We start from the raw sequence: 24,917 nt of genomic DNA, 5'->3' as shown, positions 1-24,917 counted from the left end.
CCTTTGCCGGACGCCTCATTAAGGTACATGCATTGAACGACAGGGTCTGACGGACGTTTCCGTGCCCTGTCCGAAGGAACAGGAACGGAATGACCGACAATCAAGACGACAAGACGCTGAGTGTTTCGGGTAAGAAGACCCTCACCTTGAAGCCTTCAGGCGTAAACCAGGGCACCGTGCGCCAGGACATGGGCCGCGGTCGCACCAAGGCGGTCGTGGTTGAGACCCGTAAGCGCCGCCCGCTACGTCCTGAAGACGAAAAGCCAATCACGCCGGTAACGACATCGGCGCCGTCGGTGACGCGCGTCGCGGAACCGACGCCACAGCCGCCGCGCCCGCCGCAGCCGGCTCCGCGCATTCATCAGCCGGGTGGCCAACAGCAGCGACCCGCGCAGTCCAATCAGGGCTATCAGCAGCGCCCGCAGCAGGAACGCCAGTCGCGTCCGGTGGTTCTGAACCACCTGTCGGCCGACGAAATGGACGCTCGACGCCGCGCGCTGGCTGACGCACAGGCCCGCGATGCCGCGGACGCCGTTCGTCGCGCCGAGGAAGAAGCGCGCCGCCGCCAGGAAGAAGAAGCACGCCGCGTCGCCGAACAGGCCGAAGCTGCCCGTCGTGCTGCAGAAGAGGCCGCTCGCGCCGCAGAAGCAGCCAAGGTCGCCGAACAGGCTCCGGCCGCTCCGGTCGAGGCGAAGATTGACGCTCCGAAGCCGGCTACGCAGCCTGCTCCGGCACCGGCCGTTGTACGCCGCCCGGATGCTTCCGCTCCGCAGTCTGCCCGCCCCGGCGCAGCCGCCGCGGAAGCGCCGGCCAATCGCCGTCGCCCCGGCAATGAGGAAGAGGAAGGCCGTGGCCCGTCCCGCGGTGCCCCGGTCCGTGGCAAGATCACCCGGCCTGAGCCGGCAAAGCCCGTCACCACGCGTCCGAAGACCGACGAAGAACGCCGCCGCGGCAAACTGACGGTCACCACGGCCGATGTCGACGAAGACGGCAACGCACGCGGCCGCTCGCTTTCGGCCATGCGCCGCCGCCAGGAAAAGTTCCGCCGCAGCCAGATGCAGGAAACGCGCGAAAAGATCTCGCGTGAAGTCGTGCTGCCCGAGACCATTACCATTCAGGAACTGTCGCAGCGCATGTCCGAACGCGCCGTCGACGTCATCAAGTACCTGATGAAGGAAGGTCAGATGATGAAGCCGGGCGACGTCATCGACGCCGACCTGGCAGAGCTCATCGCCGGCGAATTCGGCCATACGGTCAAACGCGTTTCGGAATCCGACGTCGAACAGGGCATCTTCAACGTTGCCGACGAGGAAGGCGAACTGGTTTCGCGTCCGCCCGTCGTCACCATCATGGGCCACGTCGACCACGGCAAGACCTCGCTGCTCGACGCCATCCGTCATGCGAACGTGGTCGCCGGCGAAGCCGGTGGCATCACCCAGCATATCGGTGCCTATCAGGTCGAGCAGAACGGTCAGAAGATCACCTTCATCGACACGCCCGGCCACGCCGCCTTCACGGCGATGCGTGCTCGCGGCGCCCAGGCGACCGACATCGCGATCCTCGTGGTTGCGGCCGACGACAGCGTAATGCCGCAGACGATCGAATCGATCAACCACGCCAAGGCGGCCGGTGTTCCGATCATCGTGGCGATCAACAAGATCGACAAGCACGAGGCCAATCCGCAGAAGGTCCGCACGGAACTGCTGCAGCACGAAGTCTTCGTCGAATCGATGGGCGGTGAAGTTCTTGACGTGGAAGTCTCCGCTAAGAACCGCACGAACCTCGACAAGCTGCTCGAAGCCATCCTGCTGCAGGCGGAAATCCTTGATCTCAAGGCCAATCCGAACCGCACGGCGGAAGGCACGGTCATCGAAGCCCAGCTCGACCGCGGCCGCGGCTCCGTCGCCACCGTGCTCGTGCAGAAGGGCACGCTGCGTCCAGGCCAGATCGTCGTTGCCGGCGATCAGTGGGGCCGTGTGCGTGCGCTCGTCAACGACAAGGGTGAGCATGTGAAGGAAGCAGGCCCGGCCATGCCGGTCGAACTACTCGGCCTTTCCGGTGCACCGCAGGCCGGTGACAAGTTCGCCGTCGTCGAAAGCGAAAGCCGCGCCCGCGAAATCTCGGAATACCGCCAGCGCCTCACCCGCGACAAGGCAGCCGCTCGCCAGTCCGGCCAGCGCGGCTCGCTGGAGCAGATGATGTCGCAGCTGCAGACCTCGGGCATCAAGGAGTTCCCGCTGGTCATCAAGGGCGACGTGCAGGGCTCGATCGAAGCCATCGCCGGCGCGTTGGAAAAGCTCGGCACCGACGAAGTGCGCGCCCGCATCGTCCACTCGGGCGTCGGCGGCGTGACCGAATCCGATATCTCGCTCGCCGGTGCATCCGACGCAGCGATCATCGGCTTCAACGTCCGTGCGAATGCTCAGGCCCGCACGCTGGCGGAGCGCGAAGGCATCGAGATTCGCTACTACAACATCATCTACGATCTGGTGGATGACGTGAAGGCAGCGATGTCGGGCCTGCTCTCTCCGGAGCGCCGCGAAACCTTCCTCGGCAATGCCGAGATCCTCGAGGTGTTCAACATCACGAAGGTCGGCAAGGTCGCGGGTTGCCGCGTCACCGAAGGCAAGGTCGAGCGTGGCGTCGGTGTTCGTCTCGTTCGCGACAACGTCGTCATCCACGAAGGCAAGCTCAAGACGCTCAAGCGCTTCAAGGACGAAGTCTCCGAGGTCAACATGGGCCAGGAATGCGGCATGGCCTTCGAGAACTACGAAGACATCCGCGTCGGCGATACGATCGAATGCTTCCGCGTCGAGCATATCACGCGCACGCTGTAAGCAATCCTTCGATTTGCCAGATATCAAAACCGCCGGCCGAAACCGGCGGTTTTTTAGATGCCGCCGAATGGGTATGCCATCGAGATGACGACAGAGCTTGCAGACGATCAATCCGTCACCGTCTCCTTCGTTCGCCAGCCGGCGGAACATGTCGCCGTGATGCGCCAGGCAGGACAGCGTTTTGCCCTTCGCCGTCCAAGGAATGCACAGAGCGAGACGGCCTGGTTCTTCGTGTCGGCGATCGTGGTCGGCGCAGCGCTTCCCGTCTTTTTCCATCTCCTTCGGGAATATGTGTTCATTCCCGTGTTCGGGTTGTCGCGGTCGATCGGCTTGGGTGAGATGGCGATCATTTGGCTCGTACCGACACTGATCGTCTACGCACTGATCTTGCTCTATTTTAGGTGGGCCACACGCCGACGCCTAAGGGTGATGCAATCGCGCCTGCGCCTTGATGTCACCGTCACTGTCACGATCACCCCCGAAGGTGCTGCCTGGAATTCGGCGCAGACATCGATTTGGCTTGGCTGGAGCGAGATCTTGAAAATCAGCCGCCGTAGCGGACGGATTGAATTCGATACCGAAACCTTTGTCACCTACATCCCGGCATCCGCCTTTTCCGATCAGCAGGCGCAGGATGCCGCTTTCGCAAGGATTCTCGGCCTCTGGCGGGCCGCAAAGCCTGTCCAGCCTTGACCTTTGCGCCGGATCGAGTCATTTGACCCGCTTTATCGCGTCCAAGGGACGCTGCTAACGGAACAACCATGACCAGACCAACTTCTTCCGCGCCTTCGCAGCGCATGCTTCGCGTCGGCGAGCAGGTGCGCTCAGCGATCACGCAGGTTCTGCAGCGCGGCGAAGTGCGCGACGACCTGATCGAGCGCACTGTGATCTCCATTTCCGAAGTGCGCATGTCGCCCGATCTGAAGATCGCCACCGCCTTCGTGACCCCGCTCGGCGTTGCCGACCACGGCGCCGTCATCGAGGCGCTGAACCGCCATGCGAAATACATCCGCGGCCGCCTCGGCCCGCAGCTTCGCCAGATGAAGTACATGCCGGAAGTCCGCTTCCGCGACGATACGAGCTTCGACAATTACAAGAAGATCGACGCGCTTCTGCGCTCGCCCGAGGTCAGCCGCGACCTCGAAGACGACAACGACCAAGATCAATAACAGAGACAGAGAATGTCCAAACCACGCAAGCCCAAGGGCCGTCCGATTTCGGGCTGGCTCATCCTCGACAAGCCGATCGATTTCGGCTCGACCGAAGCCGTCTCCAAGATCAAGTGGCTGTTCAAGGCCCAGAAGGCCGGCCATGCCGGCACACTCGATCCGCTCGCCTCCGGCATGCTGCCGATCGCACTCGGCGACGCCACGAAGACGGTTCCCTACGTCATGGACGGCCGCAAGATCTATGAATTCACCGTGACCTGGGGTGAGGAACGCGCTTCCGACGACCTTGAGGGCGAAGTCACCGCAACCTCCGACAAGCGTCCGAGCGAAGAGGATATTCGCGCGCTGCTGCCCAAATATACTGGCGTTATCCAGCAGGTCCCGCCGCAGTTCTCCGCCATCAAGATATCAGGCGAGCGGGCCTATGACCTCGCCCGCGAAGGCGAGACGGTCGAGATCCCCTCGCGCGAAGTCGAGATTTTCCGCCTGACGCTGCTTGCCTGCCCGGACGCCAATACGGCGCATTTCGAGGTCGAATGCGGAAAGGGTACCTATGTGCGTGCGCTTGCCCGCGATTTCGGCCGCGATCTCGGCTGCTACGGCCATATTTCCGGTCTGCGCCGCAGCTTCGTTGCCCCCTTCGCCGAAGAAGCGATGGTGCCGCTTGCCGATCTCGTGGCGCTGGAAGAGATCGAGGATGCGGACGAGCGGCTCGCAGCCCTCGATGCGCTTCTGATCGACACGGCGGAAGCGCTGTCTTCGTTGCCGCATCTCGTCATCAGCGACGACCAGGCGCACCGCCTGAAGATGGGCAACCCGATCCTGGTGCGCGGCCGCGACGCGCCGGTTGCCGAAACCGAGGCCTATGCCACGGCCCGCGGCAAGCTGATCGCGATCGGCGAGATCGGCCAGGGCGAATTTCGTCCGAAGCGCGTGTTCGGCTAGTTAAATTCAGCCGGAAATAGCGCTATTGCGAGGCAATGGCGATGCGATATGCTCCCCGGCGGGCCGTCATGGCCCGTTCAAAGGGGGCAAACATGCGCAGAGTTGCATTCGGAATAGTTGCATTCCTTTCCCTGTTCCTGACGGTAACGAACGCCCAATCCGCCGAACGGTGGGCCGGGCTGCCGCCGTTTCCGCCAATGCCGCAGCCGAAGGCGAGCGGCATGGCCGATGTCAATGACATCAAGATGTATTATGCCGAATATGGCGAAGGTGACCCGATCCTCTTCATTCATGGCGGTCTCGGGAATGCCGACGTCTGGGGCGCTCAGGTCGCCGATTTCGCGAGAGATCATCTCGTCATCGTCGCCGACAGCCGCGGGCACGGCCGCTCGACGCGCAGCGAGAAACCCTTCGGCTACGATCTGATGACTTCGGACTACGTTGCGCTGCTCGACTATCTGAAGGTCGGCAAGGTGACGCTGGTCGGATGGTCTGACGGCGGCATCATCGGCATCGACATGGCGATGAAACATCCCGAAAAGCTGAGCCGAGTGATCGCCCAGGCCGCCAATGTCACGACCGACGGCGTGAAGCCCGATGTCATGAGCAACAAGACTTTCAACGACTACATCAACGTCGCTGGCGAGTATTACAAGAAGCTGTCGCCGACCCCGAACGAATATGAGGCCTTCGTCAACCAGATCTCGCAGATGTGGGCGACGCAGCCGGCATGGACCGCAGCCGACCTCGGCAAGATCACGGTGCCGGTGACGCTTGCCATCGGCGACCATGACGAGGCGGTGAAGCTGGACCACACCGAGATGATGGCGAAGGAGATCCCGGGCGCCAAGCTCGTCATCCTGAAGGACGCCAGCCATTTCGCCATGCTGCAGGATCCGAAAGGCTACGATGCCATGATCCGGGATGCCATGGCGGGGCGCTGAAAGGCGCCCAGGGAGAACCCTCTTTCAATTGGCGCTCATTTGGTTTATAGGCAGCGCCAGCATCAGGCACGCCTGATTGCATTCGCGGCCAATGCTGGACGACATCCCGGCGTTTGGCGACTTCAATCTCCTCTCATAGAAAGGACCATCCGATGTCGATCACTGCTGAGCGCAAGGCTGCGCTGATCAAGGAATACGCTACCGCCGAAGGCGACACCGGTTCTCCGGAAGTCCAGGTTGCGATCCTGACCGAGCGCATCAACAACCTCACGGAACACTTCAAGGACCACAAGAAGGACAACCACTCCCGTCGTGGCCTCCTGACGATGGTTTCCAGCCGGCGCTCGCTTCTTGACTACCTCAAGAAGAAGGACGAAGGCCGTTATACCAAGCTGATCACCAGCCTCGGTATCCGCCGCTAACGGAATTTCCGGCGGGCGTTCACCTGAACGCCCGCCGGATGCTTATGAAGGGTATGAACCCTTGAGACCAGTTTCCCTCGCGCCTTATGCCGGTGCGATGCGAAACCGCCGGCAGGCCGGATGGGCCGGTGCTGCCAACAACAACCGTTGACCTGTCATGGGGCAGGATTGCCGGATGCTTTCAGCCGAAGCTTCACGCTTCGGCCGATCTTCGAAAGCCTCTCGTTGTCTTGCCCGTGATGCGTCACATTTCGTGCGGTCGAAGATGTGCCCTGCCGAATTCGTCGGCGACGGCGCCTTTTCCCGCATCATGCAAGGACAAGATATGTTCGATATCCATACCGTCGAAATCGAGTGGGCAGGCCGTCCGCTGAAGCTCGAAACCGGCAAGATCGCCCGTCAGGCCGACGGCGCCGTCGTCGCCACCTATGGCGAGACCGTGGTGCTTGCGACTGTCGTTTCCGCCAAGGCTCCGAAGCCGGGCCAGGACTTCTTCCCGCTCACCGTCAACTATCAGGAAAAGACCTACGCAGCCGGCAAGATCCCCGGCGGCTACTTCAAGCGCGAGGGCCGTCCGAGCGAAAACGAAACGCTCGTTTCCCGCCTGATCGACCGCCCGATCCGTCCGCTCTTCCCGGAAGGCTACAAGAACGACACGCAGGTTGTCGTCACCGTCATCCAGCATGACCTCGAAAACGATCCGGACATCCTGTCCATGGTCGCGACCTCGGCAGCCCTGACGCTCTCCGGCATCCCCTTCATGGGCCCGATCGGCGGCGCCCGCGTCGGCTACATCAACGGCGAATACGTGCTGAACCCGCATCTCGACGAGATGGACGAGTCGAGCCTCGACCTCGTCGTCGCCGGTACGCAGGACGCCGTTCTGATGGTTGAATCCGAAGCCAAAGAACTGCCTGAGGACGTCATGCTCGGCGCCGTCATGTTCGGTCACCGCGGCTTCCAGCCGGTTATCGACGCGATCATCAAGCTCGCCGAAGTGGCAGCCAAGGAGCCCCGCGACTTCCAACCGGAAGATTATTCCGAACTCGAGAAGGAAATGCTCGGCCTTGCCGAAGCCGAACTCCGTGACGCCTACAAGATCACCCAGAAGGCCGATCGCTACGCTGCCGTCGACGCCGTCAAGGCGAAGGTGAAGGCACATTTCTTGCCGGAAGAAGGCGAAGCCAGGTACACGGCCGAAGAAGTCGGCGCCATCTTCAAGCACCTGCAGGCGAAGATCGTTCGCTGGAACATCCTCGACACGTCGAGCCGTATCGACGGCCGTGACCTGCAGACGGTTCGCCCGATTGTCTCGGAAGTCGGCATTCTGCCGCGCACGCACGGTTCGGCGCTGTTTACCCGCGGTGAAACGCAGGCAATCGTCGTCGCCACGCTCGGCACCGGCGAAGACGAACAGTATGTCGACAGCCTGACGGGCATGTACAAGGAGCGCTTCCTGCTCCATTACAACTTCCCTCCCTACTCGGTTGGCGAAACCGGCCGCATGGGCTCCCCGGGCCGTCGCGAAATCGGTCACGGCAAGCTCGCATGGCGCGCTATCCGCCCGATGCTGCCGTCGGCTGAGCAGTTCCCCTACACGCTACGCGTCGTCTCCGAAATCACCGAATCGAACGGTTCGTCCTCGATGGCAACCGTCTGCGGCACCTCGCTCGCTCTGATGGATGCCGGCGTGCCGCTGGCCAAGCCGGTTGCCGGCATTGCCATGGGTCTGATCCTGGAAGGCGATCGCTTCGCCGTTCTCTCCGACATTCTCGGCGACGAAGACCATCTCGGCGACATGGACTTCAAGGTTGCCGGCACGGAAGCAGGCATCACCTCGCTGCAGATGGACATCAAGATCGCCGGCATCACCGAAGAGATCATGAAGGTCGCTCTCAGCCAGGCCCAGGGCGGTCGCACCCACATCCTCGGCGAAATGGCCAAGGCCATCTCCGAGAGCCGTGGCCAGCTCGGCGAATTCGCACCACGCATCGAGGTCATGAACATTCCGGTCGACAAGATCCGCGAAGTCATCGGCTCCGGCGGCAAGGTCATCCGAGAAATCGTCGAAAAGACCGGCGCCAAGATCAACATCGAGGACGACGGCACCGTCAAGATCGCCTCCTCCTCCGGCAAGGAAATCGAAGCGGCCCGCAAGTGGATCCACTCGATCGTCGCCGAGCCGGAAGTCGGCCAGATCTACGAGGGTACGGTTGTGAAGACCGCCGACTTCGGCGCCTTCGTCAACTTCTTCGGCGCCCGCGACGGCCTCGTCCACATCTCGCAGCTCGCTTCCGAGCGCGTGGCGAAGACGCAGGACGTCGTAAAGGAAGGCGACAAGGTCTGGGTCAAGCTGCTCGGCTTCGACGAGCGCGGCAAGGTTCGCCTCTCCATGAAGGTCGTCGACCAGGCTACTGGCCAGGAAATCGCGGCCGACAAGAAGAAGGACGACGCGGCCGAATAAGCCGCGCCTTCATCCAAGTTCCGGGGCGCGGGATCTTTTCCGCGCCCTTTTTATATTGAATGCCGTTCGTTTCGCTGGGTCGTGGAAGCTGCGTGCCTGGCCCCTCACCCTAGCCCTCTCACCGCACATGCGGGGCGAGAGGACATGACTGAACTCGATAACGGCCTCCACACCAAGGGGCATGTTTTTCGGCTCTGTCGTCCCCTCTCCCCGTTCCAACGGGATAGGGCTAGGGTGAGGGGAAAGCGCGAGATACGATAACGCCACAGATATCTGACGGTTCAAGTTCACCTTTCAAGACGAGACCACGCCCATGAGCCGCGATGCCCTGAAGACCCTCTTCCATCCCTTTGCCTCCGGCACTATCGATGCGCCTGGCGAGGGTCAGCGGATCCTGTTTCTCGGTGCCGAGGCCGGCTTTGCGCTGCCGGAGGGATTTGCTGCCGAGCTTTCCGCCGTCCAGGGCTTCCGCCCCTTCTATCGCCAGCTGCAGGCGCAGCGCATCAACGTGACGCCGGAGATCGAAGGCGAAGGCTATGACGGCGCGCTCGTGCTCTGCGGCAAGCACAAGGGCGAGAATGAGGATCACATCGCCGAAGCCCTGGCACGCGTCAGGGAAGGCGGCCTCATCGTCGTTGCCGGCGGCAAGGAAGACGGCATCCAGCCATTGCGCAAGCGCATCGAGGCTTTCGGTCTTGCGATCGAGCATATGCCGAAATATCACGGCGTTGCCTTCTGGTTTGCCCGCCCTGCCGATATCAAGCTGCTGACGGCGCAGCTCGCGAAGCCGGCGACGCTCGTCGACGACAGCTTCACGACGGCGCCCGGCATGTTCTCACATGACCGTATCGATGCCGGCTCCGAACTGCTCGCCTCACGCCTGCCGACCGATTTTACCGGCGATGCCGCCGACTTCGGCGCCGGCTGGGGCTACCTTTCCGTCGAGCTCGCAATGAAATCGCCGAGGATCGAGCGCATCGACCTCTACGAGGCCCATTATGGCTCTCTGGAGGCCGCGCGCACCAATCTGCTGTCGCACTGCCCGAAGGTCGCCCAGCGCTTCTTCTGGCACGATCTGGCGAGCGAGCCGGTCAAGGACAAGTACGACCTGATCATCATGAACCCGCCCTTCCATGAGGGTCATGCCGCCGAACCTTCACTCGGCCAGGCGATGATCAAGACGGCCGCTTCGGCGCTGCGCGGCGGCGGACGGCTGATGCTGGTCGCCAATCGCGGCCTCCCCTATGAGCCGGTGCTGGCGGAAAACTTCAAGGAATTCGGCGAGACCTGCCGCAACGCCCGCTACAAGGTACTCTGGGCAAAGAAATAAGCAATGAATGGCGGTCACAGATGGCCGCCATTTTTATGCGAGACTCAGCCCGCGCTGCTTGACGCCGCAGAGTACCCCAGGGCTCTTCCTCCACCATCTGTACCGTGTCATCCTCGGGCTTGACCCGAGGATCCACGCACACGCGTTCCAATCGGACACGTCATCTCCGGTTGAGCCACAAACGAGAGTGCGGCACGGATCGTTGTTACAACGTCCGCCGACGCGACAACGCACACGGGCTTGTGTCTGGATCCTCGGGTCAAGCCCGAGGATGACGAAGTGCGGTAGCTGCAGTGGCAAAAAGATCACGCCTTACGCGGCGTTCTGGCGGCCCATTCGCGGTTCAGCACGGCATAGACGCATTCGTCGCCCCAGACACCATTGAAGCAATCGTTTTCGATCAGAAGCGCCTCACGGCGCAGGCCGAGCCGTTCAACGACACCGACAGAGCCGGCATTTTTCGCATCTAGCCGTGCAAAAATCCGGTGGAAGCCGAATTTTTCGAAACCGAGGGTAATCATGGCTTCCGCCGCCTCGGTAGCATATCCCTTCCTGGCATAGGCTGGATTAGAGGTATAGCCGAGCTCGGCCTGAAGTGCGGCCTTGTTTGCAAATGTTAGGCTGACATCACCCACCAAAGCGCCATCCTCCCGCCGGATGGCCGCACATAGCAGCGTATCCCCGTCCTCGGCGAAAGGGGAATTCAGCCTGATATCGAAACGTTCCCTCATCACGTCAGGCGAAGGAGGGTCGCGGTAAAGGAAACGATAGATTTCCGGCAGGGAGCGATAGGCGCTATAGGCGGCAAAATCTTCCGGCACAAAGCGGCGGAGGATAAGACGGTCGGTCGATGCCAAAGGTTCTGCGTTGTCGGTGGACGTCATCGGGAATCCTCTGAAAGGATATCCGGAAATTCGATCCTCCCGGCCAAAACCGGGAGGGCACGACTGAGATCGGGAGCTTATTCCGTATCTGCGCTCGACAGCGTTTCCAGCGTCGGCATAGAGGTGATGTTGTAGCCGGCATCGACAAAGTGGATTTCGCCCGTCACGCCGGCCGAGAGATCCGACAGGAGATAGAGCGACGACGAGCCGACCTGATCGATGGTGACGGACTTGCGCAGCGGCGCGTTGCGCTGGTTCCACGACAGGATGGCACGGGCGTCGGAAATGCCGGCGCCGGCGAGCGTGCGGATCGGGCCGGCGGAAACGGCGTTGACGCGAATGCCGCGCGGGCCGTAATCGGCGGCGAGATAGCGAACGGAAGCCTCGAGCGCCGCCTTGGCGACGCCCATGACGTTGTAGTTCGGGATCACGCGTGTCGAACCATTATAGGTCAGCGTCAGCATGCTGCCGCCTTCCGTCATCAGTTCGGCGGCGCGCTTTGCGACCTCGGTGAAGGAGAAGCAGGAAATCACCATCGTGCGAGTGAAATTCTCCCGCGTGGTGTTGGCATAAAGCCCCTTCAGCTCGTTCTTGTCGGAAAAGCCGATGGCGTGGACGATGAAGTCCAGCTTGCCCCAGCGCTCCTTGATGGCGTCGAAAACGGCATCGACCGAAGCGAGATCCTCGACATCGCAAGGCAGAAGGAAATCCGAGCCGACTTCGGCTGCCAGCGGCTTGACGCGCTTGCCGAGCGCTTCGCCCTGAAAGGTGAAAGCCAGTTCCGCGCCTTCGGCTGCCAGCGCCTTTGAGATACCCCAGGCAATCGAGTGATTGTTTGCGACGCCCATGATGAGGCCGCGCTTACCCTGCATAATTCCCGTCATTGCCTTATCCGTTGTAGCGCTGGAATACGAGCGTGGCGTTGGTGCCGCCGAAGCCGAAAGAGTTCGAAAGAGCGATATCGAACTTGGCGTTGTCGATACGCTTGCGCACGACCGGCACGCCTTCGAATTCCGGATCGAGTTCGGTGATATGGGCGCTTTCCCCGATGAAGCGCTCCTGCATCATCAGGATCGAATAGATCGATTCCTGAACGCCCGCTGCGCCGAGCGAATGGCCCGTCAGCGACTTGGTCGACTGGATCGGCGGGATCTTGTCGCCGAAGACTTCGCGGATCGCGCCGATTTCTTTGCTGTCGCCCACCGGCGTCGAAGTGCCATGGGTGTTGATGTAATCGATATCGCCCTTCACCGTAGCAAGCGCCTGGCGCATGCAGCGCACGGCACCCTCGCCCGACGGCGCGACCATGTCGTAACCATCCGAGGTGGCGCCGTAGCCGATGATTTCGGCATAGATCTTGGCGCCGCGGGCCTTGGCATGCTCAAGCTCTTCCAGAACCAGCACGCCGGCGCCGCCGGCGATGACGAAGCCGTCACGCTTGGCGTCATAGGCGCGCGAGGCGGTTTCCGGATGGTTCTCGTTGAAGTCGGAGGACATGGCGCCCATGGCGTCGAAGAGGTTCGACATGGTCCAGTCGAGATCCTCATGACCGCCGGCGAACATGACGTCCTGCTTGCCCCACTGGATCATTTCGGCGGCATTGCCGATGCAGTGCGCCGAGGTCGAGCAGGCGGATGAGATCGAGTAGTTGACACCATGGATCTTGAACCAGGTCGCAAGCGTGGCCGACGCGGTCGACGACATCGACTTCGGCACGGCAAAGGGACCGATGCGCTTCGGGCTGTTGTTCTTGCGGGTAATGTCGGCCGCCTCGATCAGCGTGCGGGTCGACGGGCCGCCGGAGCCCATGATGATGCCGGTGCGCTCGTTGGTGATATCGCTTTCCTCGAGGCCGCTATCGGCGATCGCCTGCTTCATGGCGACGTGGTTCCAGGCACCGCCCTGCGACAGGAAGCGCATGGCCCGGCGATCCACCAGGTCGGTCGTATCGATCTTCGGCGCGCCCCAGACCTGGCACTTGAAGCCATGCTCGGCGAAATCGGGGGAGAAGGAAATGCCGGATTTGGCGTCGCGCAGCGAGGCGGTCACTTCTTGAGCATTGTTTCCAATCGAAGAGACAATACCCAGACCCGTAACAACTACCCGTCTCATGTCGATGACCTTTTCTAAAACATCTGTCTTTGTGGAGGCGGCGATGCCGCGGTTCAGGCAACCTTGTCCTTGGACAGGCCCACGCGCAGGTCCGTCGCCTGATAGATGGTCTCGCCATCGGCCTTCAGCCAGCCGTCGGCGGTGCCGAGGACGAGACGCCCGCGCATGACGCGCTTGAAGTCGATGCCGTATTCGAGAAGCTTCGTGTCCGGACGAACCATGCCCTTGAACTTCACTTCGCCAGTGGAAAGCGCCATGCCCCGGCCGGGCTCGCCGAGCCAGCCGAGGAAGAAGCCGGTCAGCTGCCACATGCCGTCGAGGCCCAGGCAGCCCGGCATGATGGGATTGCCGGCAAAATGGCAGGGGAAGTACCAATCGTCGGGGCGCACGTCGTATTCGGCGCGAATATAGCCCTTGTCGAAGGCTCCGCCCGTTTCGGAAATATCTGTAATGCGATGGACCATCAGCATCGGTGGCAGGGGAAGCTGTGCGTTGCCCGGGCCGAACAGCTCGCCGCGGCCACAGGACAGGATTTCCTCGTAATTGAAGCTGGATTGTCTCGTCGTCATAAAAATTCCGTTTCCCCCGCATGAATGCCGATGGATGTGAAGCTTTAGTGCAAGATCGACAGAAAATGAAGCGTAACCATCACACTCTCATTCAGCCGTTCGATCGAACACAGTAGCTCCTATGTGGTGGTCGCATACAGGAACGCCAGAGCCGCTACCAGTGCCAAATGCGGCAAAAGCCCGATTTTTCCGGCTTTTGAGCACCTTCCCACCCCATGGAAACTATTGAAAGCAATCAAGGCAAAAGTTATATGGCTTAGTAAAGAATTATAGAGATCAGGAATCCGGAGTCCCTGAATGGCGGAAGAAGCCGAAATCGCGATCGAGAGCAGGCTGCGCAGCGTGGGCCTGCGACCGACCAGGCAGCGCATCGCGCTCGGCGATCTTCTCTTCGCCAAGGGGGACCGCCATCTGACGGTCGAAGAGCTTCATGAGGAAGCCGTTGCCGCCGGCGTTCCGGTTTCGCTCGCGACCGTCTACAACACGCTGCATCAATTTACCGAGGCAGGCCTGATCCGGGTGCTCGCCGTCGAAAGCACCAAAACCTACTTCGACACCAACGTCTCCGACCACCATCACTTTTTCGTGGAAGGCCACAACGAAGTGCTGGATATCCCGATCAGCAACCTGACGATCGACAATCTACCCGAGCCGCCGCAGGGCATGGAAATCGCCCATGTCGACGTGGTGATCCGCCTGCGCCGCAAGCAGAGGCAATAGGCAATAGGCAATAGGCAATAGGCAATAGGCAATAGGCAATAGGCAATAGGCAATAGGCAATAGAATTGTTTCATAGCGTCCCGCTATTGCCTACTGCCTAATTCCTAATGCCTCACAGCTCACATAACATCGTCCGGATGCCGGCCTGGCTTGTGGTGATAGGTCGGAAAGGTCCAGCCGAACCAGAGCGCGCCGCCGCGCACCGCAAAGGCCGCGATCACACCCAATCCCGCAGAGGCATAAAGCGGCAGCATCGTCGCATTGGCGGCGGTGAAGACGCCGGCGCCCACGATTGAGGCCGTCACATAGATTTCCGGGCGCAGCAGGACCGAAGGCTCATTCGCCAGCAGATCGCGCAGGATGCCGCCGAACGTTGCCGTCAGCGCGCCGGTGACGATCGCGACGGTGGGCGAGCCTGTCGCCGCCATGCCCTTGGCGGCTCCCATCACGCAATAGGCCGATAGTCCCACGGCGTCGAGCCAGATGAGCAGCCTGTAGCGCGATTCAAAGAGATGCGCGGTGAAGAAGACCAGGACGCCGACCACGGCGCAGATGATGATATAGGTCGGATTCAGCACCCAGAAGACCGGCACCCGGCCAAGGACGATATCGCGCAGCGTGCCGCCGCCGATACCGGTGACGGCCGCCAGGAACAGGAAGCCGATCAGATCGAGCTGCTTGCGCGAGGCTGCGAGCGCGCCGGTTGCGGCAAAAAGAGCGACGCCGGCATAATCAAGAAACGAGAGAAGCGACATCGAAAACTCCAACGGGAGGCCGGCAATTTTTCCGAAATGAATCACGACGGCAAGGGCCGCGCAAGCAGGCACGTGCAAAGATGTCGCAGCGGCTGCGGCTGTTATCGTGGCCGTAACGGCGCTTCGAAAAGGAATCCCCCGTGAAATCCCTGGTGATCGTAATCCTCAACCTCTTCGCTTTCGTGATCATGCCTGCCGTGGCCGAGGCGCAGCAATCGATCCTGCAGGACCCCGTGGCCTTCGAGAAGGACCATTTCACCAAGAGCTGCGACAGCCAGGTGAGCTTCGGCGATCATTTCGCCACCCAGCAGGACATCAACAACGACAAGCTGATGGATATCGTCGTCAACGAAGGCGAGATCACCTGCAAGGGCGAAAAGGGACCCTACTGCACGGACGAAGGCTGCCCCTACAATTTCTACGTCCAGGTGGCCGAGGGCGGCTATCTGCTCGTTGCCACGGCGAAGATCTACGGCTACGATTTCATCCAGCGTTTCGGCAACATGGTGCTCGTCATGAAAATGCATCCGCGCTTCTGCGACCGCAAGGATGGCGAAGCCGTCTGCGAAATCACCGTCAGAGTGCGCGGCGTCAAATTCGTCACGATCTCGAAGAAATAGGCAATTTCAGGAAAAGGCGGATAGGCAAGTTACGGTCCGGACACGTGGTGACGGTCCGAGGCACGTAGTACGGCCTGGGCACGTAGCTACGGCCTGGGATAGAGCGCCGAGGTACGGCCGACGGCGTAATAGCCGACCAGACCGACCCACTCGCGCAGGCCCGTCGCCAGCAGTTGGGCATTGCGCGATGGCTGAGTGAAATCGAAACCGAGGCTTTCCTTGCCGGTGCTCCGATAATCGACCGGCCAAGGCACGACATCAATGCCCTGCTTGCGGAAAATGCCTATCGACCGCGGCATATGGAAGCCCGAGGTGATGAGCAGGCAATCCGAAAGACCGTTCTGCGCCAGCAGCTCCTTCGTGTTAACGGCATTCTCGAAGGTGGTGCGCGAGGTCTTGTCCTCGACCATGCGGCTTGTCGGAATGCCGAGCGCGGTGAAGAAGCGTTCGGAAATCACGGCATCGCCCTCATAGGTGCCACCGATCGAGCCATCGCCACCTGAGATCACGATGCGTGACTGCGGGTATTTCTGTGCCAGTCGCAGCGCTTCAATGAGGCGATCGCCGGCCGAATCAAGCTCGTAGCCGCCACGCGCCGTCGTCACCTCATTCTGCGTGGCGCCGCCGAGAACGATCATGCATTTGAGATCCGCAGGGTCGGCGGCTGGATGCGGAAAGCGCTCTTCCAGCCCCTGAACGACATAGGCACCGGCCGTCGTATAGAGCGAAACGAACAGAATCAGCGCCGACAAGAGTGCAGAGGTGATGACGGTCGCGCGCCAGCGCAGCAGAGCGGCGATGAATGCCAGAAGGACAAACAGAAAGGCCAGCGACAGCGGCTGACCGAAAATCCAGACAAGTTTCGAAAAAACGAACACGGCACATCCTTACGCTTGTCGGCAAAACGATTCGCTTTACTCCCTAGCAGATTTTTGTGCACTGCAATGTGGCTATTTCGCCCGCCGCGCCGTCGAGGCCGCCACCGTCGACCGCTAGCTGAAGCGGAGCTGCAGCGGGCATGGGATAAACAGAGTGACGAGCGCGGCCATCGAAACCAGCCAAAGCGCCCGGGCGCCAAAGGTGCGGGCGAGGAGAGCTCCGACGGCGGCGCCTAATATCATGCTGCTTAAGGGCACGATCTGACCCTATCGGCAAGATTCCGGTCGCCCAGCAGAAAGCGGCCAAATCGCGAGAGCCCACCGATCCGCCGCATGGGCGACGACGATGTAGAGCGCATTGCCGGCAATGAAGGTCAGGATGGCGGAAACAGCGTCGCCGCATGGCCGAATCCCCTGCCTGTCTCTTAGAGCAACCTTTTCCTTGCAAATGCTCTACCAGAATGAGACTTCAGATAGGCCTCAAATTCAAGAGCACGGTATTTGTCAGGAAAGGCAGAATACCAGAGGAGAACCCACGGCGTGAACTTTGCGGTGTGGGTCGACTTACCAGCATTGTGGTCGGCAAGCCGCTGCTTAAGGTCCGAAGTCGATCCGGTATATTGCTGGTCGGGAAAATCAGCGCTTTGAAGGATGTAAACGTACCACATCCGCCCCTCGCTCAATCGGCATCCGGTGATTCGAACGCAAATTCTATATGCAATCGAGCTTATCGCTGTATCTGGAAATATCTGGTGGGGATTTCAGCCCGTCGTCGCCCTACAGGCTTTGCCGGGCACTGCTTCGGCCTAACGCTTTCCCGCGGCTGCGCCACGCGAAGCCCGTAAGGGCGAAGCGTGGTGGAGCTAAGCGGGATCGAACCGCTGACCTCTTGCATGCCATGCAAGCGCTCTCCCAGCTGAGCTATAGCCCCATCAAGATGGTGCCGTTTGACCGGCCCTGGGTCCCTTCCGAGCGCTTCGCCCGTCGGGGTGGCGGCTTATTACTTGTGGTTTTCACAGATAGCAAGCCGAAAAATTCGGCCCGGGAAATTTTTTCTTTCACCGGGCCGATTGTCTTTCAGATCAGACGTCGTCTTCGTCGCCGGTGACGCCGATGATGTCGCTCATGTCGTCATCATCTTCATCTTCGTCGGCTTCGAGGAAGGTGTCGTCGTCATCGTCGCCGATTTCGACATCATCATCGCCGATATCCGGAATGTCGTCGCCGCCGGCAGCGTCGTCGGCATCCTCGAGCGAGACCAGTTCGACTTCCGTGTTTTCGGTATCGACTTCGGCCACTTCGTCTTCTTCCGGAACTTCCTTGGAAGCGGAGGTTTCTTCGAAGAAGGACAAGGGCCAGGACTTGCCGGTATAGGGCGAGACCACCGGATCCCGGTTCAGGTCATAGAACTTCTTGCCGGTATCGGGATCGGTACGTTTTGTTCCAAGTTCCGCTTTCGCCACTGTCAAAGCCTCATGAATGGCCGAATGAAAATTCGGCAATGCCGGGGAAGCCGGCGTTTTAAGGGAAATATCAGCCGGTCCCCTTAATCGTTGCGGCCGTTTCTGTCAAAGCTAAAGTTCAAGCTACCTCGCACGTGCTTTTTGCTTATGGCGGGATGACTGGGGAACGGGCCTGTGCTAACCAGCTGGCGTGAACCGCAGAACATCTGGCGCAAGAGCAACGCAGCCAGCACAGAATGCGGATGGAATACCGGCATCGCAAAGGAATTGCCCATGCCGCACGATACCCTTCCCCAACCAGCCGTGGCACGCCGCTCGGCCGGCCTTTCCGGCACGATCCGCATTCCCGGCGACAAATCCATTTCCCATCGCTCCCTCATGTTCGGCGGCTTAGCCGCGGGCGAAACCCGCATCACCGGCCTGCTCGAAGGCGAGGACGTTCTCAATACGGGCAAGGCCATGCAGGCGCTCGGTGCTGCGATCCGCAAGGACGACGACGTGTGGATCGTCGACGGCACCGGTAATGGCGGGCTGCTGGCGCCGGAGGCACCGCTCGATTTCGGCAATGCCGGCACCGGCTGCCGCCTGACCATGGGCCTGGTCGGCGCTTATGATTTCGCGACAACCCTCATCGGCGATGCCTCGCTTTCGAAGCGGCCGATGGGGCGTATCCTCGATCCGCTGCGCCTCATGGGAACGCAGATCAGAGCCGTCGCGGGCGACAAGCTACCCGTCACCCTGCGCGGCCCCGGAGTGGCAAGCCCGCTGACCTATCGCGTGCCGATGGCTTCGGCGCAGGTCAAATCGGCGGTGCTGCTGGCAGGACTCAATGCGCCCGGCATAACAACAGTCATCGAACCGGTCATGACCCGCGACCACACGGAAAAAATGCTGGCCGGTTTCGGCGCAGCACTTTCGGTCGAGACCGATGCGGCAGGCGTCCGCACCATTCGCCTTGAGGGTCAGGGCAAGCTCACCGGCCAGACGATCGATGTCCCCGGCGATCCCTCCTCCGCGGCCTTCCCGCTGGTGGCGGCATTGATCGTGCCCGGCTCCGACATAACCATCCGCAACGTGCTGATGAACCCGACGCGCACCGGCCTCATCCTGACGCTGCAGGAGATGGGCGCGGATATCGAGATCCTCGACCGGCGCATGACGGGCGGCGAGGATGTCGCCGACCTCCGCGTGCGCTCTTCTACGCTCAACGGCGTGACTGTGCCGGCTGAGCGCGCGCCGTCGATGATCGACGAATATCCGGTGCTGGCCGTCGCCGCCGCCTTTGCCGAGGGCACGACCATCATGCAGGGGCTGGAAGAGCTGCGGGTGAAGGAATCCGACCGGCTTTCGGCCGTCGCCGAGGGGCTGAAGCTCAACGGTGTCGACTGCATCGAAGGCAAGGATATGCTGACGGTTCAAGGCAGGCCTGACGGCAAGGGTCTCGGCAATACCGGCGGCGCCAAAGTGAGCACCCATCTCGACCACCGCATCGCCATGAGCTTTCTCGTCATGGGACTTGTGAGCGAACATCCTGTCACGATCGATGATTCCGCCATGATCGCCACCAGCTTTCCGGAATTTTTTGCTATGATGACAAGATTGGGCGCGACGATCGAAACTTAAGCCTGATAGACCGCGCCATTGGCCATCCGAAGCCTTATCGCACAAGGTTTCCCGGCAAGGCTCCCTGGGAATGGCACAGCAAACGGACCGAAGCCATGTATCAGCCGCCCCATCACCGCGAAGACGATCTCGGCACGCAGCACCAGCTGATCCGCGCGCACCCGCTGGGAATGCTCATCACTGCTGGTGACGGCGGGCTGATCGCCAATGCCGTGCCGTTTCACCTGAACGCGGAGCTTTCGCCGAAAGGGGCGCTGCAGGCGCATGTGGCCAGGGCGAACGACCAGTGGAAGGAGATTGCGGCCGGCGCGCCAGTGCTAGTCGTCTTCCAGGGCGCCGACACCTATATCACGCCCTCCTGGTATGCGACCAAGCGGGAGACCGGCAAAGTAGTGCCGACCTGGAACTATGCGATCGTACAGGTGCGCGGGAAGGCGCGAACGATCGAGGACCCCGCCTGGCTGCGCGCGCAGATCGGTGCGCTGACCGGCGAGAATGAGAGCGATCGCGCCCAGCCCTGGACGGTGGAAGATGCGCCGCCGGAGTTCATTGCCGCCCAGCTGAAAGGCATCATCGGCATCGAAATCGACATCGAGACGATTGACGGAAAATGGAAGGTGAGCCAGAACCGGCCGCTGGCTGATCGACAGGGCGTGGCCGAAGGTCTTGGCGCAATCGATCGAACGGATGCCGCCGAGATGGCCGATCTGGTGCGTCGCTACAGCAAATAACGGGATATCGGGTAGGGACGGAAGAAGACATGATCATCGCCATCGACGGACCAGCGGCTGCCGGCAAGGGAACTCTGGCGCGCCGGATCGCCGAAGCCTATGGTTATCATCATCTCGATACCGGCCTCACCTACCGCGCCACCGCCAAGGCCCTGCTCGATGCCGGACTGCCGCTTGACGATGAGACGATTGCCGAAGGCATGGCGCGCAAGGTCGATCTCGCCGGGCTCGACCGGGCCGTTCTCTCCCGGCACGAGATCGGCGAGGCCGCCTCGAAGATCGCAGTCATGCCGGCCGTGCGCCGCGCTCTGGTCGAAGCGCAGCGTCGTTTTGCGCAGAAGGAGCCGGGCGCCGTGCTCGACGGCCGTGATATCGGCACCGTGGTCTGCCCGGATGCGCCGGTAAAACTCTATGTGACGGCTTCGGTCGAAGTCCGGGCGAAACGGCGCTACGAAGAAATCATCGAAGCCGGTGGCAGCGCCGATTACGACGCCATTTTCGAGGATGTGAAGCGCCGCGACGAACGCGATATGGGCCGCACCGACAGCCCTTTGAAACCAGCTGAAGAGGCATACTTGCTAGATACCTCAGAAATGAGTATAGAAGCGGCGTTTCAGACGGCAAAGTCGATCATCGACGCCGCTCTGAGCCGAAATGCCTGAAAATTTGAGCGGCCTTCGCGCGCCTCGCGCCGGAAACCGCCGATTTCAAGATAGCCTGACATTCCGTCCAAGCGCCGGATAGCTTCCCGAAGGGAGGCGGACTGGGGTCAGGCCTGTTCAACGCGAACCACCGGCGCATCAGTGTCCAGATTGCATGATCGGGACACGCCAGGAGATTTTATGTCTGTAACTTCCCCCTCTCGCGAAGATTTCGCGGCCCTTCTCGAAGAATCCTTTGCCAAGAACGATCTGGCTGAAGGCTATGTCACCAAGGGCATCATCACCGCCATCGAAAAGGATGTCGCCGTTGTAGACGTCGGCCTCAAGGTCGAAGGCCGCATCGCCCTGAAGGAATTCGGTGCACGCGCCAAGGACGGCACGCTCAAGGTTGGCGATGAAGTCGAAGTCTATGTCGAGCGTATCGAAAACGCGCTTGGCGAAGCTGTTCTTTCGCGCGAAAAGGCTCGCCGCGAAGAAAGCTGGATCAAGCTCGAAGCCAAGTTCGAAGCTGGCGAGCGCGTTGAAGGCGTTATCTTCAACCAGGTCAAGGGCGGCTTCACCGTCGATCTCGACGGCGCTATCGCCTTCCTGCCACGTTCGCAGGTCGACATCCGTCCGATCCGCGACGTGACCCCGCTGATGCACAACCCGCAGCCCTTCGAAATCCTCAAGATGGACAAGCGCCGCGGCAACATCGTCGTTTCGCGACGTACGGTTCTGGAAGAGTCCCGTGCCGAGCAGCGTTCTGAAATCGTTCAGAACCTCGAAGAAGGCCAGGTTGTTGACGGTGTCGTCAAGAACATCACCGATTACGGTGCGTTCGTTGACCTCGGCGGCATCGACGGCCTATTGCACGTCACCGACATGGCATGGCGCCGTGTGAACCATCCGTCGGAAATCCTGTCCATCGGCCAGCAGGTCAAGGTACAGATCATCCGCATCAACCAGGAAACCCACCGCATCTCGCTCGGCATGAAGCAGCTCGAGAGCGATCCGTGGGATGGCATCCAGGCCAAGTATCCGGAAGGCAAGAAGATTTCCGGTACCGTCACGAATATCACCGACTACGGTGCGTTCGTCGAGCTGGAGCCGGGCATCGAAGGCCTCATCCACATTTCGGAAATGTCCTGGACCAAGAAGAACGTTCACCCCGGCAAGATCCTGTCCACGAGCCAGGAAGTCGAAGTCGTCGTTCTCGAAGTCGATCCGACCAAGCGTCGTATCTCGCTCGGCCTGAAGCAGACGCTGGAAAATCCGTGGGCAGCATTCGCCCGCAACCATCCGGCTGGCACCGAAGTCGAAGGCGAAGTCAAGAACAAGACCGAATTCGGCCTGTTCATCGGCCTCGACGGCGATGTGGACGGCATGGTTCACCTCTCCGACCTCGACTGGAACCGTCCGGGCGAGCAGGTCATCGAAGAGTACAACAAGGGTGACGTCGTCAAGGCTGTCGTTCTCGACGTTGACGTCGAGAAGGAACGCATCTCGCTCGGCATCAAGCAACTCGGCAAGGACGCAGTCGGCGAAGCAGCAGCTTCCGGCGACCTGCGCAAGAATGCAGTCGTTTCCTGCGAAGTCATCGCAGTCAACGACGGCGGCATCGAAGTGAAGCTCGTCAACCACGAAGACATCACCTCGTTCATCCGCCGCGCCGATCTGTCGCGTGACCGTGACGAACAGCGTCCGGAGCGTTTCTCGGTTGGTCAGGTTGTCGACGCCCGCGTCACCAACTTCTCCAAGAAGGACCGCAAGATCATGCTGTCCATCAAGGCTCTGGAAATCGCAGAAGAGAAGGAAGCCGTTGCTCAGTTCGGTTCGTCCGACTCGGGCGCTTCGCTCGGCGACATCCTGGGTGCGGCTCTGAAGAACCGCAACGCCGAATAATCTTCGGTAGATGCCTGAAAACAAAAGACCCGCCGGAGCGATCCGGCGGGTTTTTCTTTGTCCGTTCTGCGGCGTCCATGCCGCCTGTCCGTTGCAAGGTCGCCTATTCCCAGGTCACCATGCGCCGATAGAAATCGAAAGCGTGGTCTTGAAGCGGGTCGCGCAGAGGCTGCGGCAAGGCAACGAGTTCCGGCCTGACATTATCGTCCCCCGCAGAGGCCGGGCCAGCTTCCGCTTCGTCGGATGCCCCGCCCTCTGCCTGTGCCGACGATTCCTCCGCATGGGCCTGCTCTTCATCCTGATCTTGCGGGTTCTCCTCGTCCCGAGCTTGGCCGCCCTCCTCATCGCCGACGGGATCGACGCGATTGAGCAATTTCGATTCGCTGTGCTTATCAGGAGTGTCGACCGGCAGATAATTGGCCACAACGAAGGGAACGCCGAGCGGCAGGGGCGCCGACATCATCGCCTGCTCCGCAGCCTCATACACCCCTATCGGCGTTGCAGGCGACGTCTGCAACGGCGGCTTGCCGGAAGCGATGGGAAGAGCACCGGATGTTTCAGGCCCTTCCGCCAATGACGCCGGCATGGCCGCCACTGCGACCGGGCGATTGGGGCCTTCGTTAACGGCCGGTGGCTGCGTTGACGATGCCTGCGCCGCGCTATTGCCGGTCAGCGCCTGGGCGATGATCTTCTCCACGGAAGAGGAGGGATTGTTGATGATCTGCAAAAGGTCTGGATCGGTCGCCATCGCGGGCGGACTGATGACGACCTGCAGGCCCTGTTTGATGTCGGCTTCTATCTGCTGGATATCGCGCGGCACGGGCGGCGGTGTCAGCGGCGACCGGATCAATGCGACTTCGGTCGGGAGTTCGGCTTCGGCGGCAATTGCCGTCAGCAGCACGCTTGCAGTGAGATCATCGACAAGAGACGCGAGCGCGGAAGGCTGGACAGTAGCGGCCGTGGCGGCAGTGCTGCCGGCAGGTGCAGTTTGCGGGGCGGCGGCAACGTTTTGGGCGGCCGCCTGTGCTTGGGTCGGCTGTGCTTCGGCCACAGCCGACGCGGATTGAAGTTGTACGGAAACGCTCGATTGTGGCGTCTGCTGTAGCGCAGTCGGCTGTGCGGCGGGCTGAGCCGCCGCCGGTGTACCCACCGCAGGCGCAGGGGTCGGGATAGCGGAGGCCGGTTCGTCTGCAGCAGCGGCAAGCGCCGTTGCCAGGGCGGCCAGATCGGCTGCCTTCTGCAGCGGGGCAGATATAGGTGCCTGGGGGGCTGGCGTTTCCACTTCCCCGGCGTTCTGCCCATAGGAATTGACGACGGCCTTCAGCACGGCATCCGGCTCGGTGACCGACGCCTGTTCAAGGCTGAGGGCCAGCTGTACCGCTTGCGGGCTTTCGGGGTCCTCCAATGCTGCGGCCAGAAGCGGCAACGGCACCGGCGTCCTCATCTGCGCATCCATACGCTGCTGCGCGGCGGCGAGCTGCGGTGGCGTCAGGCTGCGGATTGCGGCGGCAACACGCTGCGCATAGGCAGTATTGCTTTCACCCGGCTCACGGGAAACATTCACCACCTTGCTGGCGGCATCGATCGCGGAAAGCAGACTGTCGAGCATGCGTTCGCGGGCCGCGACCAGCAGCATGTTCAGCTTGCCCTCGACGCTGGCATTGACCGCACTCGACAGGACGGCGAGCGGCGTTGCCGTCGTCTGAAGCCCGGAGGTCTCGGCCGTTGCGGCGATCGGCTTCTCAATGGACACACCCACAGCGGACACGGCACCAACGGGAAGCAACATGACATGCTCCTTTGTCTGGCAAGGCGACGATGGAAGCGGGAAGCAGGTTCAATCGAGGTCGCTCATGCGGCCTGTGGATTTCCTAGCGCCGAGTGGCCGAATTGGCGAGGCGCGAA

At 61.3% G+C, this 24,917-nt stretch carries 23 protein-coding genes and 1 tRNA gene; 14 read left to right on the top strand and 10 right to left on the bottom strand.

Annotated elements, in window-relative coordinates; all coding sequences use genetic code 11:
• The first annotated feature begins 89 nt into the window (after window positions 1-89).
• The 8 genes from infB (at window position 90) to PH558_RS31260 (ending at window position 10,111) form a co-directional block, all read left to right on the top strand.
• The gene (gene infB, locus PH558_RS31295) at window positions 90-2,837 is read left to right on the top strand and encodes a translation initiation factor IF-2 (RefSeq protein ID WP_095433500.1); all 2,748 of its coding nucleotides are present in this window, start codon (window positions 90-92) and stop codon (window positions 2,835-2,837) included.
• Window positions 2,838-2,894: 57 nt separating this feature from the next.
• Window positions 2,895-3,530, top strand: a complete 636-nt coding sequence (locus PH558_RS31290; RefSeq protein WP_285208195.1) for a hypothetical protein — start codon at window positions 2,895-2,897, stop codon at window positions 3,528-3,530.
• Between the two features lie 68 nt (window positions 3,531-3,598).
• Entirely contained in the window at window positions 3,599-4,006 is a 408-nt protein-coding gene (gene rbfA / locus PH558_RS31285) for a 30S ribosome-binding factor RbfA (RefSeq protein ID WP_113410211.1), read from the top strand.
• A 12-nt stretch (window positions 4,007-4,018) separates the two neighbouring features.
• The gene (gene truB / locus PH558_RS31280; protein WP_285208194.1) at window positions 4,019-4,951 is read left to right on the top strand and encodes a tRNA pseudouridine(55) synthase TruB; all 933 of its coding nucleotides are present in this window, start codon (window positions 4,019-4,021) and stop codon (window positions 4,949-4,951) included.
• A 92-nt stretch (window positions 4,952-5,043) separates the two neighbouring features.
• Entirely contained in the window at window positions 5,044-5,895 is an 852-nt protein-coding gene (locus PH558_RS31275) for an alpha/beta fold hydrolase (RefSeq protein WP_113410232.1), read from the top strand.
• Window positions 5,896-6,047: 152 nt separating this feature from the next.
• Complete coding sequence (rpsO, locus tag PH558_RS31270; protein ID WP_069613589.1) at window positions 6,048-6,317, top strand: 30S ribosomal protein S15; 270 nt, start codon at window positions 6,048-6,050, stop codon at window positions 6,315-6,317.
• Between the two features lie 325 nt (window positions 6,318-6,642).
• Window positions 6,643-8,781, top strand: a complete 2,139-nt coding sequence (gene pnp, locus PH558_RS31265) for a polyribonucleotide nucleotidyltransferase (RefSeq protein ID WP_095436114.1) — start codon at window positions 6,643-6,645, stop codon at window positions 8,779-8,781.
• A gap of 313 nt (window positions 8,782-9,094) precedes the next feature.
• Window positions 9,095-10,111 (top strand): class I SAM-dependent methyltransferase, encoded by a 1,017-nt coding sequence (locus PH558_RS31260; RefSeq protein ID WP_113410209.1) that lies wholly within the window; start codon window positions 9,095-9,097, stop codon window positions 10,109-10,111.
• Between the two features lie 305 nt (window positions 10,112-10,416).
• Here the strand turns inward: PH558_RS31260 and PH558_RS31255 are convergent, their stop codons facing one another.
• From PH558_RS31255 to fabA, 4 genes are all read right to left on the bottom strand, one after another.
• Window positions 10,417-10,995 carry a GNAT family N-acetyltransferase gene (locus PH558_RS31255; RefSeq protein WP_095433496.1) on the bottom strand — a complete coding sequence of 193 codons (579 nt, stop codon included), beginning with the start codon at window positions 10,993-10,995 and terminating at the stop codon, window positions 10,417-10,419.
• A 77-nt stretch (window positions 10,996-11,072) separates the two neighbouring features.
• Window positions 11,073-11,879 carry an enoyl-ACP reductase FabI gene (fabI, locus tag PH558_RS31250; protein WP_112338882.1) on the bottom strand — a complete coding sequence of 269 codons (807 nt, stop codon included), beginning with the start codon at window positions 11,877-11,879 and terminating at the stop codon, window positions 11,073-11,075.
• A gap of 4 nt (window positions 11,880-11,883) precedes the next feature.
• Entirely contained in the window at window positions 11,884-13,107 is a 1,224-nt protein-coding gene (gene fabB, locus PH558_RS31245) for a beta-ketoacyl-ACP synthase I (RefSeq protein ID WP_095433494.1), read from the bottom strand.
• A 53-nt stretch (window positions 13,108-13,160) separates the two neighbouring features.
• Window positions 13,161-13,676 carry a 3-hydroxyacyl-[acyl-carrier-protein] dehydratase FabA gene (gene fabA, locus PH558_RS31240; protein ID WP_015338264.1) on the bottom strand — a complete coding sequence of 172 codons (516 nt, stop codon included), beginning with the start codon at window positions 13,674-13,676 and terminating at the stop codon, window positions 13,161-13,163.
• A gap of 297 nt (window positions 13,677-13,973) precedes the next feature.
• On the opposite strand from fabA, the gene irrA reads away from it, so the two are divergent.
• Window positions 13,974-14,396 (top strand): iron response transcriptional regulator IrrA, encoded by a 423-nt coding sequence (gene irrA, locus PH558_RS31235; RefSeq protein ID WP_095433493.1) that lies wholly within the window; start codon window positions 13,974-13,976, stop codon window positions 14,394-14,396.
• A 119-nt stretch (window positions 14,397-14,515) separates the two neighbouring features.
• Here the strand turns inward: irrA and PH558_RS31230 are convergent, their stop codons facing one another.
• Window positions 14,516-15,151 carry a trimeric intracellular cation channel family protein gene (locus PH558_RS31230; RefSeq protein WP_112340118.1) on the bottom strand — a complete coding sequence of 212 codons (636 nt, stop codon included), beginning with the start codon at window positions 15,149-15,151 and terminating at the stop codon, window positions 14,516-14,518.
• Window positions 15,152-15,291: 140 nt separating this feature from the next.
• Here PH558_RS31230 and PH558_RS31225 point away from each other — a divergent pair, with 140 nt between their 5' ends.
• Window positions 15,292-15,771 carry a hypothetical protein gene (locus PH558_RS31225; protein ID WP_113410208.1) on the top strand — a complete coding sequence of 160 codons (480 nt, stop codon included), beginning with the start codon at window positions 15,292-15,294 and terminating at the stop codon, window positions 15,769-15,771.
• Between the two features lie 86 nt (window positions 15,772-15,857).
• Here PH558_RS31225 and PH558_RS31220 read toward each other — a convergent pair whose 3' ends face one another.
• From PH558_RS31220 to PH558_RS31205, 4 genes are all read right to left on the bottom strand, one after another.
• Window positions 15,858-16,649 (bottom strand): YdcF family protein, encoded by a 792-nt coding sequence (locus tag PH558_RS31220; RefSeq protein WP_113410207.1) that lies wholly within the window; start codon window positions 16,647-16,649, stop codon window positions 15,858-15,860.
• 425 nt (window positions 16,650-17,074) lie between these two features.
• Window positions 17,075-17,317 (bottom strand): GIY-YIG nuclease family protein, encoded by a 243-nt coding sequence (locus tag PH558_RS31215; protein ID WP_113410206.1) that lies wholly within the window; start codon window positions 17,315-17,317, stop codon window positions 17,075-17,077.
• Window positions 17,318-17,504: 187 nt separating this feature from the next.
• Window positions 17,505-17,580, bottom strand: a tRNA-Ala gene (locus tag PH558_RS31210).
• Window positions 17,581-17,731: 151 nt separating this feature from the next.
• A complete protein-coding gene (locus PH558_RS31205; protein WP_095436113.1) occupies window positions 17,732-18,112 on the bottom strand; it encodes a TIGR02300 family protein in 381 nt (126 codons plus the stop codon).
• A gap of 273 nt (window positions 18,113-18,385) precedes the next feature.
• On the opposite strand from PH558_RS31205, the gene aroA reads away from it, so the two are divergent.
• The 4 genes from aroA to rpsA all read left to right on the top strand — a co-directional run bounded on the left by aroA (window position 18,386) and on the right by rpsA (window position 23,012).
• Window positions 18,386-19,735, top strand: coding sequence for a 3-phosphoshikimate 1-carboxyvinyltransferase (gene aroA / locus PH558_RS31200; protein WP_113410231.1), 1,350 nt, complete (start codon window positions 18,386-18,388; stop codon window positions 19,733-19,735).
• A 95-nt stretch (window positions 19,736-19,830) separates the two neighbouring features.
• On the top strand, window positions 19,831-20,466 hold the full coding sequence (locus PH558_RS31195; RefSeq protein WP_113410205.1) for an FMN-binding negative transcriptional regulator: 636 nt from the start codon (window positions 19,831-19,833) through the stop codon (window positions 20,464-20,466).
• 29 nt (window positions 20,467-20,495) lie between these two features.
• Window positions 20,496-21,128: a (d)CMP kinase gene (gene cmk / locus PH558_RS31190; RefSeq protein ID WP_285208193.1), complete on the top strand. Its 633-nt coding sequence runs from the start codon at window positions 20,496-20,498 to the stop codon at window positions 21,126-21,128.
• Window positions 21,129-21,308: 180 nt separating this feature from the next.
• The gene (rpsA, locus tag PH558_RS31185) at window positions 21,309-23,012 is read left to right on the top strand and encodes a 30S ribosomal protein S1 (protein WP_092720370.1); all 1,704 of its coding nucleotides are present in this window, start codon (window positions 21,309-21,311) and stop codon (window positions 23,010-23,012) included.
• A 103-nt stretch (window positions 23,013-23,115) separates the two neighbouring features.
• On the opposite strand, the gene PH558_RS31180 is transcribed toward rpsA, so the two are convergent.
• Complete coding sequence (locus PH558_RS31180) at window positions 23,116-24,801, bottom strand: hypothetical protein (RefSeq protein WP_113410203.1); 1,686 nt, start codon at window positions 24,799-24,801, stop codon at window positions 23,116-23,118.
• Window positions 24,802-24,917 lie beyond the last annotated feature (116 nt).

Origin of the sequence: Rhizobium pantanalense (genome assembly GCF_030182525.1) — a bacterium.
Taxonomy (GTDB): Bacteria; Pseudomonadota; Alphaproteobacteria; order Rhizobiales; family Rhizobiaceae; genus Rhizobium.
This window is presented reverse-complemented; position numbering and strand designations above follow the sequence as displayed.

Excerpts from the sequence above, each read along its gene's own strand:
- PH558_RS31255 (WP_095433496.1), bottom strand. The coding sequence starts at position 10,995 with ATGACGTCCACCGACAACGCAGAACCTTTGGCATCGACCGACCGTCTT.
- PH558_RS31230 (WP_112340118.1), bottom strand. The coding sequence starts at position 15,151 with ATGTCGCTTCTCTCGTTTCTTGATTATGCCGGCGTCGCTCTTTTTGCC.
- cmk (WP_285208193.1), top strand. The coding sequence starts at position 20,496 with ATGATCATCGCCATCGACGGACCAGCGGCTGCCGGCAAGGGAACTCTG.
- PH558_RS31215 (WP_113410206.1), bottom strand. The coding sequence starts at position 17,317 with ATGTGGTACGTTTACATCCTTCAAAGCGCTGATTTTCCCGACCAGCAA.
- truB (WP_285208194.1), top strand. The coding sequence starts at position 4,019 with ATGTCCAAACCACGCAAGCCCAAGGGCCGTCCGATTTCGGGCTGGCTC.
- infB (WP_095433500.1), top strand. The coding sequence starts at position 90 with ATGACCGACAATCAAGACGACAAGACGCTGAGTGTTTCGGGTAAGAAG.
- irrA (WP_095433493.1), top strand. The coding sequence starts at position 13,974 with ATGGCGGAAGAAGCCGAAATCGCGATCGAGAGCAGGCTGCGCAGCGTG.
- fabB (WP_095433494.1), bottom strand. The coding sequence starts at position 13,107 with ATGAGACGGGTAGTTGTTACGGGTCTGGGTATTGTCTCTTCGATTGGA.
- rpsA (WP_092720370.1), top strand. The coding sequence starts at position 21,309 with ATGTCTGTAACTTCCCCCTCTCGCGAAGATTTCGCGGCCCTTCTCGAA.
- fabA (WP_015338264.1), bottom strand. The coding sequence starts at position 13,676 with ATGACGACGAGACAATCCAGCTTCAATTACGAGGAAATCCTGTCCTGT.
- aroA (WP_113410231.1), top strand. The coding sequence starts at position 18,386 with ATGCCGCACGATACCCTTCCCCAACCAGCCGTGGCACGCCGCTCGGCC.
- fabI (WP_112338882.1), bottom strand. The coding sequence starts at position 11,879 with ATGACGGGAATTATGCAGGGTAAGCGCGGCCTCATCATGGGCGTCGCA.
- rpsO (WP_069613589.1), top strand. The coding sequence starts at position 6,048 with ATGTCGATCACTGCTGAGCGCAAGGCTGCGCTGATCAAGGAATACGCT.
- PH558_RS31260 (WP_113410209.1), top strand. The coding sequence starts at position 9,095 with ATGAGCCGCGATGCCCTGAAGACCCTCTTCCATCCCTTTGCCTCCGGC.
- PH558_RS31290 (WP_285208195.1), top strand. The coding sequence starts at position 2,895 with ATGCCGCCGAATGGGTATGCCATCGAGATGACGACAGAGCTTGCAGAC.
- PH558_RS31195 (WP_113410205.1), top strand. The coding sequence starts at position 19,831 with ATGTATCAGCCGCCCCATCACCGCGAAGACGATCTCGGCACGCAGCAC.
- rbfA (WP_113410211.1), top strand. The coding sequence starts at position 3,599 with ATGACCAGACCAACTTCTTCCGCGCCTTCGCAGCGCATGCTTCGCGTC.
- pnp (WP_095436114.1), top strand. The coding sequence starts at position 6,643 with ATGTTCGATATCCATACCGTCGAAATCGAGTGGGCAGGCCGTCCGCTG.
- PH558_RS31275 (WP_113410232.1), top strand. The coding sequence starts at position 5,044 with ATGCGCAGAGTTGCATTCGGAATAGTTGCATTCCTTTCCCTGTTCCTG.
- PH558_RS31180 (WP_113410203.1), bottom strand. The coding sequence starts at position 24,801 with ATGTTGCTTCCCGTTGGTGCCGTGTCCGCTGTGGGTGTGTCCATTGAG.